This window comes from Nocardiopsis prasina DSM 43845 (assembly GCF_000341265.1).
Classification (GTDB): Bacteria; Actinomycetota; Actinomycetes; order Streptosporangiales; family Streptosporangiaceae; genus Nocardiopsis; species Nocardiopsis prasina.
This window is the reverse complement of the sequence record NZ_ANAE01000155.1, coordinates 1-12,095: the sequence shown is the minus strand read 5'-3', so window position 1 is coordinate 12,095 and position 12,095 is coordinate 1. Positions and strand designations below refer to the sequence as shown.

Annotated in this window: 9 protein-coding genes and 2 pseudogenes; 9 read left to right on the top strand and 2 right to left on the bottom strand. The window is 70.3% G+C overall.

All coding sequences use genetic code 11. From position 1 onward, the window contains the following. Positions 1-276 (top strand): annotated as a pseudogene (locus D452_RS30915) (hypothetical protein); the annotation flags it as partial. 93 nt (positions 277-369) lie between these two features. On the opposite strand, the gene D452_RS0117900 reads toward D452_RS30915, so the two are convergent. Next, entirely contained in the window at positions 370-1,569 is a 1,200-nt protein-coding gene (locus D452_RS0117900; RefSeq protein WP_017545521.1) for an MFS transporter, read from the bottom strand. Positions 1,570-1,910: 341 nt separating this feature from the next. Between D452_RS0117900 and D452_RS0117895 the strand changes: the two genes are divergently transcribed. Then, positions 1,911-2,471, top strand: a complete 561-nt coding sequence (locus tag D452_RS0117895; protein WP_017545520.1) for a GNAT family N-acetyltransferase — start codon at positions 1,911-1,913, stop codon at positions 2,469-2,471. Between the two features lie 158 nt (positions 2,472-2,629). After that, positions 2,630-3,949: a phosphoribosyltransferase gene (locus D452_RS0117890; RefSeq protein WP_017545519.1), complete on the top strand. Its 1,320-nt coding sequence runs from the start codon at positions 2,630-2,632 to the stop codon at positions 3,947-3,949. A gap of 171 nt (positions 3,950-4,120) precedes the next feature. On the opposite strand, the gene D452_RS0117885 is transcribed toward D452_RS0117890, so the two are convergent. After that, positions 4,121-4,420: a WhiB family transcriptional regulator gene (locus tag D452_RS0117885; protein WP_017588640.1), complete on the bottom strand. Its 300-nt coding sequence runs from the start codon at positions 4,418-4,420 to the stop codon at positions 4,121-4,123. Positions 4,421-5,259: 839 nt separating this feature from the next. On the opposite strand from D452_RS0117885, the gene D452_RS0117880 reads away from it, so the two are divergent. From D452_RS0117880 to D452_RS0117855, 6 genes and pseudogenes are all read left to right on the top strand, one after another. Further along, a complete protein-coding gene (locus D452_RS0117880) occupies positions 5,260-5,667 on the top strand; it encodes a YccF domain-containing protein (protein ID WP_017545518.1) in 408 nt (135 codons plus the stop codon). Positions 5,668-5,894: 227 nt separating this feature from the next. Next, positions 5,895-7,226 carry an AI-2E family transporter gene (locus tag D452_RS0117875; RefSeq protein ID WP_017545517.1) on the top strand — a complete coding sequence of 444 codons (1,332 nt, stop codon included), beginning with the start codon at positions 5,895-5,897 and terminating at the stop codon, positions 7,224-7,226. Between the two features lie 267 nt (positions 7,227-7,493). Next, a pseudogene (locus D452_RS28550) lies at positions 7,494-9,082 on the top strand (ABC-F family ATP-binding cassette domain-containing protein). A gap of 288 nt (positions 9,083-9,370) precedes the next feature. Further along, positions 9,371-9,577 carry a helix-turn-helix domain-containing protein gene (locus D452_RS30435; RefSeq protein ID WP_026129429.1) on the top strand — a complete coding sequence of 69 codons (207 nt, stop codon included), beginning with the start codon at positions 9,371-9,373 and terminating at the stop codon, positions 9,575-9,577. 71 nt (positions 9,578-9,648) lie between these two features. Beyond that, entirely contained in the window at positions 9,649-10,491 is an 843-nt protein-coding gene (locus D452_RS0117860; RefSeq protein ID WP_017545514.1) for an enoyl-CoA hydratase/isomerase family protein, read from the top strand. Between the two features lie 345 nt (positions 10,492-10,836). Then, a partial coding sequence (locus D452_RS0117855) for a DEAD/DEAH box helicase (RefSeq protein WP_017545513.1) occupies positions 10,837-12,095 on the top strand: 1,259 nt, incomplete at its 3' end.

The window sequence follows — 12,095 nt, the reverse complement described above, 5'->3', positions numbered from 1 at the left end:
GACGACGGCGGTACCCCGCCCGGCGACGGTGACGGTGGAATCACCGACCCCGACCTGGGCACCGGCCCCGGTGACAACGGGCAGCCGCCCAACGCCAACGCCCCCGGCGCCAAGTCCCCGAGCGGTCCGGCTCCGGTCACCGGTGACACCACCGGTGGCGAGCTCGCCGCCACGGGCGTCGACATGTCGGGCTTCGTGCTCGGCGGCGCGGTCGTGGCCGGTATCGGTGCTCTGGCCCTGTGGGCCGGCAGCCGCCGTCCGGGCATGGCTGAGTAACACCGCGTCCGTTCCCGCGTCCGCGTGGGTCTGACGCGTGGAAGGGCCCCGTCCGCCGGAGGAATCCGGTGAACGGGGCCCTTTCGTGTCCCCTCAGGTCCGCGGACGCAGTGCCGAGGCGAGCAGGAAGGCAGCCACCCCCGCCGCAGCGATGGCCCAGAGTGCGCTGCCGAGTGTGAGCGAGTCGGCGAGGAGGCCCACCATGGGAGGGAAGGCCAGGAACCCGGCCCGGCCCAGCCAACCCACCACGGTCACCCCGTCGCCGGTGCGCACCCCGGGGATGTTCCCGGCGGCGGCCAGCGTCAGCGGGAACAGCGTGGACACGCCCAACCCCATGACACCGAAGCCGATGATGGTGGTCACCGGGTGCGGAAGGAGGAGCGCGATGGCCAGCCCGCCAGCGGCGAGCAGACCGCAGGCGTGCCCCACCGCCGCCGCTCCGAACAGGTCGGTCACCCGGTCGCCGACCAGGCGGCCCACCGTCATCATCGCCTGGCAGGCCACGAACGGCATCGCGGCCAGGAACAGCGGCGCGCCCAGTTCCGTGCTCATGTACACCGCCCCCCACGAGGCCGCGGAGTCCTCAATGCCCCCGGCCATCATCAGCAGCACACCCAGCATCACCAGTAGCAGGATGCCCTGGGCCGGGATGCGGGCCCGGCTCCCGTCGTGGCCGTTCACCCCGTCCTCCCGCTCGCTGTTCTCGGGCCCGGGCAGCAGCATGCGGCTGATGGCGAGGTTCACGACCACGAGCACGACCGTCACCCCGGTCAGGTGCCAGAGGATCGGCACCCCGGAACCGGCCATGGTCGCGCCGAGCAGACCGCCGGCGACCGCCGCCAGGCTCCACACGGCGTGGAAGGTGTTGATGATGCTCCGCCGGTAGCGGCGCTGCACGCGAAGACCGTGGGAGTTCTGCGCCGAGTCGGTCCAGGCGTCGGCGGAGCCCATGACGAAGAGCGCTGCGGCGAGCATCCACCAGTTCTGCGCGAGAGCGATGAATGGAAGCGCTCCCAGCGAGACGAGGCTGGTCCCCACGGCAGTGCGTCCGCTGCCGAACCAGTGGATCAGCGGCCCCGCGAGCATCCCGGTCAGGATCGCCCCGAACGGCATCGCCGCGATCGCCAGCCCCAGCTCCGCGTTGGTCAGACCCAGGTCGTCCTTGATCACCGGCAGCCACGGAACGGCGTTCGTGTATGTGAACCCGTTGACGAAGAACAGGGTGGACACCGCGATCCGAGCGCGCCTGGCCTCGGGAGGGGGTCCGGTGGACTTGTCGGTCTGCGCGTTCAAGGAGGGCTCCAGGGTTCGTTTCGATGCGTGCGGATGTTATCCGGCGAGCAGTTCCGGTGGACAGGCTTTTTCACGGGTGGGAGGGCGACCGGGCTTGCCATGCGACCCCGAGCCGTTTTACATAGGGGGTCCGCCCTCGTCAACGTGGAATCCCGGAGGTCACACCAGCCCCGGCCCCTCCCCTCCCACTTCGGACCACTTCCGCCCCCGTCCCGACCAGCGGCCCCTGACACCGGCCAGCCCCCGCGGCCCCGCTCCCGCGTAGGCGCCCCCTGCCCGCCGACTCCCTCACACCGGGACGCGCCGTGCCCCGACGGTCCCGGTCGGAACCGGAAGATCACATGATCAGAACGAGCGCGCTGCGAGAAACGCCCACGCTGACCGGGAAGAGCGTACGACTGGTCCCCCTGGGCCCCGAACACACGGACGCCTACTTCGCGGCGGGACTCGACGAGGAGGTCCGACGGCTCACCGGAACGCACGGCCACATCACCTACGCGCAGGCGCGCGAGTGGTGCGAGAGCCGCGCGGGCCGCACCGACCGGCTGGACCTGGCCATCATCGCGCCCGGCGACGGCCGCTATCTGGGCGAGCTGTCCGTCTACGCGGTCTCCCCGGAGAACGAGACCGCCGGGTACCGCATCGCCCTGTCGGCGATCGAGTTCACCGGGCAGGGGCTGGGCCGGGAAGCGACCCAGCTGGTCCTGGAGTACGCCTTCGAGCAGATCGGTCTGCACCGGGTCTGGTTGTACGTCTACGCCTTCAACATGCGCGCCATCGCCGTGTACCGGTCCTGCGGCTTCGACGTCGAGGGCCGACTCCGTGACGCCCTGCTCTGGGAGGGGCGCCGCCACGACGCCCTGTTGATGGCGGTGCTGCGCGGCGGATCCCGGGGCCGCTGACCGTTCCCGGGGCACCGGCCCCGGGGCGGTTTTTGCCCCAGTGCGGGGTTGCGACACGTATGAGGCGGGGTATGCCGGTACCACTGTTCCCGCGGCTCACTCCACACTCTGCCGGAAGGAGCGGCGCCGGGCTCCGCGGCCCTGGCGCCGGTGAGGACATGAACCCGGTACCCGTCTCACTGCCCTTCGCCGACCGTTCCGAGGCGGGGCGACGCCTCGCGGAGCGGGTGCGCCCCCACGCCGTCAACGACCCGATCGTGCTCGCCCTGCCCCGTGGCGGTGTTCCCGTCGGAGCGGAACTCGCCGACCGCCTCGACGCCGACTTCGACGTACTGATGGTCCGCAAGATCGGCATGCCCGGGCACCCGGAGACCGGTGTGGGCGCGATCGCCGAGGACGGACAGGTCATCTACGACGACCGCGCCCTGGCCCGGATGAGGGTGCCACGTCAGGCGCTGTTCGACACCGTGGCCTCGGAACGGGACGAACTCGACCGCAGGCGTCGCGTCTACCGAGGGGAACGACCGTCTCCGAGGATCGCCGGTCGCGACTGCGTGGTGGTCGACGACGGCGTCGCCACCGGCGGCACCGCCCGCGCCGCGCTGCGGATGCTGCGCCAGGCGGGCCCCTCGCGCCTGGTCCTGGCCGTGCCCGTGGGCGCCCCGGAGGCACTGGAGACGCTCCGGGAGGAGGCCGACGACCTGGTGGTGTTGACCGCACCGGAGAACTTCCAGGCGGTGGGGGAGTGGTACCGGGACTTCGACCAGCTGTCCGACGGCAGCGTCGTCGCGATCCTCTCCGAACACGAACGCCTCCACCGGTCACCCGACGTCTCCCGGGGGGTGCGGATCCGCGCGGGACAGGTGTACCTGGACGGTGACCTCACGATGCCGACGGCGCTGCGAGGCGCCGTGGTGATGGCCTTCGGCGAAGGTCAGGCCGACCCCCGGTGGCGGGCGAACGCCTCGGCCCTGCGCCGCGCGGGGTACGCGACCCTGTTGCTCGACCTGCTCACCGAGGAGGAACGGGCCTCCCAGGACACGGAGGGCGGGCAGGAGACCGACACCGGTGTGCTGGGAGAGCGGCTCAGCGCGGCGGTGACCTGGCTGCGGCGCGCGACCGACGCGGCCAGCGAACCCCTGGGCCTGCTGGGTTCCGGGCCCGCCGCGCCCGCCGCCCTGGTGACGGCGGCGCAGCGACCGGAGGACGTGGGGGCGGTGGTGGTGCACGGCGGACGCGTCGACCGCGCCGAACCGCACCTGTCGTCGGTGCGGGCACCGACCCTGTTCCTGTTGGAGAGCGGTGACTCGTTCGTGCGCGAGCTGGGCGAGTGGACCCGCGGCAGGTTGGGCGGCCCTTCCGAACTGAAGGTGGTGTCCGGGGCCGAACGGCTGCTGCGGGGCGACCTCGGATGGCGCGAGGTGGCGGTGGAGACGCTGGACTGGTTCGACCGGCACCTGTCACCCGGGCCGGGGTGAGTCCACCCGGCTCGGGGAGGGCGCTCGGCCGGGTCAGGGCCCGGGACCGGGAATCGACCGCGAAAAACGCGGAAACAGGAAAACCCGCGGCGCCCTCGACGAACTACGTCGGGGCGCCGCGGGTTATCGGGGCCGGGGCCAGCGGGAGAGAGATCCGCTCGGCGGGAATCGCTAGGCGGCGTTGGCGCGGCGCATGCGGCGACGGCGCTCGGAGGCGCGCTCGTCCTCGTTCAGTCCGCCCCAGGTGCCGTACTTCTCCGGACGCGAGATCGCATAGTCCAGGCAGTCGGTCCGAACTGGGCAGGCCGCACAGATCTCCTTGGCCTTGCGCTCACGAATCTCCCGCTCCGGCTGGCGTTCGCCATCGGGGCCGAAGAAGAGCACAAGGTCCTCGCCCCGGCACGCGGCGGCATCCTGCCACCCCCAGCTCGGGCGGGGGCGCAGCGCGGCCTGCCGACGTACCTGAGACATGCTTGAACCACCTCTACTGAAATCACTAGTAAGCTGTCTGAAAAAGCTTCAGTCACCAAAAGTTGGTCATGCGGCGTGAGGCACCCCGCACGACGCAAACGTCGAGCGGTGTTGACGTTGTTCCCCGGTGTGGCTGAGACCACGAGAAGCGCCATCACGGAGGCGATGCCTGCCGTTGAAGGGGTGCTCTCACGCGAACGGCCGCGGAGGCGGTGACAGTCTCCGTCTGTGCCGGTACGTAATCATGCCATCCCCGCTCCCGATCCTGCACGGGGGGTGGGGAAATTACTCATCCAACCGTTACCGAAACCTGATGCTTGGCGTCCGGTCTCTGGTTGTCTGTCAGATTTTGTCGCAAATCGCCAGAACTACCGTCTTGCGAAGGACACAGCACATCGTATGGGGCGATGTCCCTCCTGCCTAGGGGGTCCTCCTGATGCGCCCATCACATTGTGGTCCGCCCATGCTCGCGAGATTGGGTGTGACCGTATGTCCTCACGCAGCGCGACGGGGTCCGGAAGCCGATCCGCCTTGCCAGTAGGGTCGTCGTATCGCGTGGTGCCTCGCGGCGCACCGCCCCCACGCCCTCTCCTGAACCGCGTGCGAGCCCGTGGCGTTCCCCCGGCCGCCGCGCCGCCCCTCCGCGGGCCGATTCCCACCGGTCCACACCGTCCCTTAGGGGAAGGATCAGGGGAACAGGGAGGAACAGGTCATGGTGCGTCCGCGTCCCAGACGATAGAAAACAGGGTGCGCTCGTTCTCCGTCCCTTCCGGAGGGAACGCGCACCACCCGCTCACGGGACCGGACAAGCACGGGACCGAACCAAGGAGACGAACACCGTGGCCCTCTTGAGGCTCATCCTGAACATCATCTGGCTCTTCGTCGCCGGATTCTGGCTGGCGGTCGGCTACGTCATCGCCGGACTCATCTGCTGCCTCCTCATCGTCACGATCCCCTTCGGCATCGCGTCCTTCCGGATGGCCAGCTACGCGATCTGGCCCTTCGGCCGCGACCTCGTGCGCAGGCCCGGCTCCGGTGGTGGCGCCACGTTCATGAACGTCATCTGGCTGATCGTCGCGGGCTGGTGGCTGACCATCGGTCACATCACCACCGCACTCGCCCTGGCCATCACCATCATCGGCATCCCGATGGCGTGGGCCTCGCTCAAGATGATCCCGGTGGCGCTGGCCCCGTTCGGCAACGAGATCGTGCGCGCCGGCCACCCCCGTGAGCCCTGGCAGTTCTGAGACGACGGCCCCCACCGGAACGGGCGGACCCGTGAGGGCCGCCCCGTTCCGCCGGGCCACCCCACCTTCCTCGTCGTCCGGCGGAACCAGAACCCCCGCCGGCGCATCTCCCTGACATCCCCTCCCACATCCCCCGGAACAGTGTCACCACGTGGCCGTCGCCGCCGGAGCGGCCGCCCCGCAGCAATCCAGAGATCGGAGTCCATGTGCAAGCCCAGCGGCCGGGAGTGTGGGCGCTCCTGAACAAGTGGCTCGTCGCCCGCAGAGCCCGAGCCGAGCGCCTCGCCCAACTCGAGGCGCAGGACAAGGCCGCCAGAGCCGAGCCCGAGGTGGTCGAGGAACCCGCCCCCGAACCCGAGGACGTGGGCGCGGGCGACCTGCTGAGGGTGGTCAGCGACGTCGCCTGGCGGATGCTCCTCATCGGCGTCGTGGCGGGCCTGCTCGTCTACGCCATCATCTACCTTTCCCTCGTCACCCTCCCGGTCATCATCGCGGTGTTCATCACCGCGCTGCTGATGCCGCTGGCCAAATGGCTCCGGACCAAGGGGCTGGGACGCGGTTCCTCCACCGCCGTCGCCGTCCTCACCGGCCTGGTCGTCCTCGGCGGTGTGATCACGATGATCATCCAGCCCGCCATACAGGGCTTCGACGGAATGATCGCCAGCGTCTCCAGCGCGCTCACCGGTCTCCAGGAGATCCAGATCGAACTCCCCTTCGGACTGGAGGCGGACCCGGCCTTCCTCACCAACGCGTTCACCAACGCGTGGGACCAGGTCCAGGGGATGATCACCGACAACACCCAGGAACTGGTCAACGGAGCCTGGACCGCCGGTGCGGCCGTCCTCCAGATCCTGATCAGCCTGGTGCTGGTCATCGCCCTCACCGTGTACTTCGTGCATTCGGGCGACAAGCTGATCGACTGGTTCGTGACGCTGCTGCCGCCCAAGTCCCGTCCGGGCCTGCGTCACGCGAGCGGCGTCGCCTACGGCGTGATGGGCCGCTACGTGCGGGGTGTGGCGATGGTCGGTGTCATCGACGCCGTCGGTATCGGCATCTTCCTTCTCATCTTCCTCGACGTGAACCTCGCGATCCCGCTGATCGTGCTCACCTTCGTCGGCGCCTTCCTCCCGGTCATCGGGGCCTTCCTCACCGGACTCCTGGCCGCGCTGGTGGCCCTGGTCGCCGAGGGCTGGGTGGTCGCGCTGATCATCGTCGCGGCGGTCGTGGTGGTCCAGCAGGCGGAGAGCAGCATCTTCGCTCCCCGCATCTACGGCCAGGCCCTGGAGCTCCCCTCGCCCATCGTCCTGATCTCCATCACGGCCGGCGGCATCCTGGGCGGCATCCCGGGCATGTTCCTGGCCACTCCGGTGGCGGCCGTGCTCGCCGCGCTGCTGCGCAACCGGCCGCCCGCTCACCCGGACGACGGCGACGCCACGGAGGGGCCGGGAGGGTCCTCCGCGGCCCTGCCGGAGAAGGACGTGGCTGTCGTGGTCGCCTCCCCGCCCTCCGAGGAGACCCCGGACGGGCCGGAGTCGACGGACACCCCCACCAGGGAGTGACGTCGTCCCGCGAACCCTTGCGGGAATGACTCGCGCCCCCGGCCCCGTTGTGCGGGTCGGGGGCGCGCCCGTGTCCGGGCCGCGCCGTGAGGAAAACCCCTCGCACCGCCCCCGCTCCTTGCCGTTAGGCTGGGTCGGCCGGTCCCGAGGACACGTCCGCCGCCGCCCCGTCGCGGCGCCACCGCCGAACCAGCCCCCACGGGGGCCGGTGCCGCGCGTGTCCCGACCGCCCCGAACCGCCAGACCACCTTTGAGGATGCCCCACCCATGTTGATCGCCACCGACCTCGAACTGCGCGTCGGACCTCGACTCCTGCTGGAGCCGACGACCTTCCGTGTCGCCGCGGGGGACCGGATCGGACTGGTGGGCCGCAACGGTGCGGGCAAGACCACCATGACCAAGGTGCTCGCGGGGGAGGGGCTGCCCACCGGTGGANCTCCGGCAGCATCGGCTACCTGCCGCAGGACCCGCGCACCGGCGACCTCGACGTGATCGCCAAGGACCGGGTCCTGTCCGCGCGCGGGATCGACGAGGCCCTCAACGGTCTGCGCGAGGCCGAGAAGAAGATGGCCAGCGACCACGAGAAGACCCGCAACAAGGGCGTGCGCCAGTACGCCCGCTGGGAGGAGCGCCTCCACGTGCTGGGCGGGTACGCCGCCGAGTCCGAGGCCGCCGCCATCGCCTCCAGCCTGGGCCTGCCGGACAAGGTGCTGTCCCAGCCGCTGCACACGCTCTCCGGTGGTCAGCGCCGCAGGGTGGAGCTGGCCCGCATCCTGTTCAGCGGCGCGGACACGCTGCTGCTGGACGAGCCCACCAACCACCTGGACGCCGACTCCATCGTCTGGCTGCGTGACTTCCTCAAGCACCACCAGGGCGGGCTCATCGTGATCAGCCACGACGTGGAACTGGTCGAGCACGTGGTCAACAAGGTGTTCTACCTGGACGCCAACCGCAGCACCATCGACATCTACAACATGGGCTGGAAGCTGTACCTGTCCCAGCGGGAGGCCGACGAGCGCCGTCGCCGCCGGGAGCTGGCCAACGCGGAGAAGCAGGCCGACACCCTGCGCAAGCAGGCGGACCGGTTCCGCGCGAAGGCTTCCAAGGCGCGCGCGGCGCAGCAGATGCTCAACCGCGCCGACAAGCTGCTGGACGGGGTCGCGGGGGTGCGCCAGTCCGACAAGGTCGCCAAGCTGCGCTTCCCGGACCCGGCGCCCAGCGGTCGCACCCCACTGATGGCCGAGGGGCTGTCCAAGTCCTACGGATCGCTGGAGATCTTCGCGGGTGTGGACCTGGCCATCGACCGGGGCAGCCGCGTGGTCATCCTGGGGCTGAACGGCGCGGGCAAGACGACCCTGCTCCGGCTGCTCGGCGGGGTCGAGCAGCCCGACACCGGTGAGGTCATCCCCGGCCACGGGCTCAAGCTCGGTTACTACGCGCAGGAGCACGAGACCCTGGACGTGGACCGCAGCGTGCTGGAGAACATGATGAGCGCGGCCCCGGACCTGCCCGAGGTCGAGGCGCGCAAGACCCTGGGGTCGTTCCTGTTCACCGGTGACGACGTGAGCAAGCCCGCCGGTGTGCTCTCCGGTGGTGAGAAGACCCGGCTGGCCCTGGCCACCCTGGTCGTCTCCAGCGCCAACGTGCTGCTGCTCGACGAGCCCACGAACAACCTGGACCCGGCCAGCCGCGAGGAGATCCTGGCGGCGCTGCGCAACTACAAGGGCGCGATCGTCCTGGTGACACACGACGAGGGCGCCGTGGGGGCCCTGCAACCCGAGCGCGTCATCATGCTTCCCGACGGTGTCGAGGACGTGTGGAACGCCGACTTCGAGGACCTCATCGCGCTGGCCTGACCGACCGGGCACGCGCACGGAGGACCCCGACCCCACGCGGGCCGGGGTCCTCCGTGTGTCCGGGGAAGCCGTGCTCGCGGGCACGAGCGAGCGCGTGCGGAACGCTGTGGACGCCCGGAGCACCGCGAGGTTCACCCCGTCACATTTCGGGCCCGGTTAGTGGTCTTCCGAAACTCGCCCCCACCGGCGTGGCGCCAGGCGAATGTGGCGGTGTGAGAACGGGATGTCCGATCATGGCAGTGGTTCCGGACGGTGGGAGACCCCACCACCGTGGAAGGGAAGAGATCTGTGAGTGAAGCGTTGAGGAAGGGCACCCGGGTGTCGGGAGCGGACCGTTCCGAGCTGGCCGCACAGCTCAGGCGCCGCTACGACGAGGGTGAGAGCATCCGCAGTCTGGCGGCGGCGACCGGCCGCTCCTACGGTTTCGTCCACCGGCTGCTGAGCGAGGCCGGGGTGGAGCTGCGGGGACGTGGTGGTGCGACACGGAAGGCCTGATCCCGGCGCCCGGGTCTGGGTTACTGGCGAGTAGGGTCGGTGGGTAGCCAACCGACGCGACGGAGGAAGCCATGGCACAGGACCCGCGGGAGTCCGGGAAACAGGATCTGCCCACCGAGGAGGAACTGACCCGGGCCGGACTGGGGCTCGTGGTTGAGGGCGCGGTCGCGCGCATCACCATCAGCCGCCCCGAGCGCCGCAACGCGATGACCGGACGCACCTGGACCACCCTGGCCCACATCGGCCAGACACTCCCGGGCGATGTCCGAATTGTCGTCATCGCGGGAGAGGGCGACATCTTCTCCGCCGGGATCGACCTCAACATGTTCACCCCGGAGGGGGTCGACGGCGAGCGCTCGATCGTCGCCGGGCTCGCCGACGGCTCCGCCGACGAGGCCGACCTGGACGCCTACATCTCCGAGCTCCAGCAGGGCTTCCTCTGGCTGCGCCGACCGGAGCTCGTCACCATCGCGGCGGTGCGCGGACACGCCATCGGTGCCGGATTCCAGCTGGCGCTCTCCTGCGACCTGCGCATCCTCGCCGACGACGCCCGGTTCTGCATGAAGGAGCCCGCCCTGGGGCTGGTGCCGGACCTCACCGGCACCAAGCCCCTGGTGGACATCGTCGGCGTGCACCGCGCCACCGAGATCTGCCTGACCGCCCGCAAGGTCGGTGCCGAGGAGGCCCGCGAGCTCGGCCTGGCCACCCTGGTCGTCGGCGTCGACGAGCTCAACGGCGCCGTGGACGACGCCGTCGCCGCCCTGCTGGCCACCGACCCCGAGGCAGCCGTCGCCACCAAGGCCCTCCTCCAGGAGGCCGGGGACAACACGCTCGAGGAGCAGTGTGCCGCCGAGCGCCGCGCCCAGGTGGGACGCCTGACCGCCCTGGCCAGGGCCATGGCCCCGGGGGTCTGACCGCACACGGGGACGGGAGGGGGGAGACCGGTATCACCGGTGAAAATCCCCCATCCCGTCCCCGCTTCCAAACGATCTCTAGTACGCTGCTGCAAGCGGTCGATGAATGCCGCGCGCATCCGAGCGCGCCGGGCCGCCCAGACGCGGAGAGCGTGTCGGCGTCGGTCGACATCACTCTTGACCCGAAGAGCACACGAGCCCACACAGCCAGGGCCGCTTCCGCGTGTGATCAGGCGCGTTTGTGTGATTTCTTCGCTGGGTCCGCTGTGGCCGTGTGGAGCCTTCCTCGAAACGCCGCCAAACGATGAGGAAGGTACACGTCACTTGACGACGGACACTGCCGTAATGCCCGCTTTCGACAGCCTGGGGCTTCCCAAGGACATTGTCGACGAGCTGGCCAAGAACGGTGTGACCAACCCGTTCCCGATCCAGGCCGCGACCATTCCCGACGCCATCGAGGGCCGTGACGTCCTCGGGTGCGGGCGCACCGGATCGGGCAAGACCCTGGCCTTCGGCCTGCCGGTCCTGATGCGCTGCGCCGAGCGCCGCGCCGCCGCCAACCGTCCCCGGGCCCTGATCCTGGTCCCCACCCGCGAGCTCGCGCACCAGGTGCGCGACGCCCTGCGTATCTACGCCCGCATCCTGGGCGTCAAGGTCGGCGACGTCGTCGGCGGCAGCTCCTACACCCGCCAGATCAACGAGCTCCGGCGCGGCGTCGACCTGCTGGTCGCCACCCCGGGCCGTCTCACCGACCTCATCGACCAGGGCGCCTGCGACCTGGGCGACGTCGAGATCTCGGTGCTGGACGAGGCCGACCAGATGTGCGACATGGGCTTCATGCCGCAGGTCAGCGAGCTTCTCGACCAGGTGCGCCCCGACGGTCAGACCCTGCTGTTCTCCGCCACCCTCGACGGTGACGTGGACAAGCTGGTCCGCCGCTACATGAACGACCCGCGCACCCACTCCGTGGACCCGCCGGTCTCCCAGGTCACCACCATGGAGCACCACCTGCTCAAGGTGCTGCCCCGCGACAAGAACAAGATCGTCGCGCAGATCGCCGCGCGTGACGGCCGCACCATCCTGTTCGTGCGCAGCAAGTACCGCGCCGACACCATCAGCGAGCAGCTGATCGAGGCCGGGGTGCCCTGCGCCTCCCTGCACGGCGGCAAGACCCAGAGCGTGCGCACGCGCACCCTGGCCAAGTTCCGTGAGGGTAAGATCCAGGCCCTGGTCGCCACCGACGTCGCCGCTCGCGGCATCCACGTCGACGGCATCGACCTGGTCGTCAACATCGACCTGCCCACCGGGCACAAGGACTACCTGCACCGTGGCGGCCGTACCGCGCGGGCCGGTTCCTCGGGCGCCGTGGTCTCCCTGGTCGCTCCGAACCAGCGCCGCATGGCCCGCCGTCTGCTCAGCGACGCCGGCGTCGACGCCAAGCAGCACCTGGTCAACCCCGGGGACGAACTGCTCTCCGAGGTGACCGGAGCCAAGGAGCCCAGCTGGGAGCCGTGGATCGAGCCGCCGGAGCCCGTCCGTGAGCGTCGCGGCCGTGGCGGCCCCCGTCGCGGTGGTTACCGTGGCGGCGGCGGTGGCGGCTACCG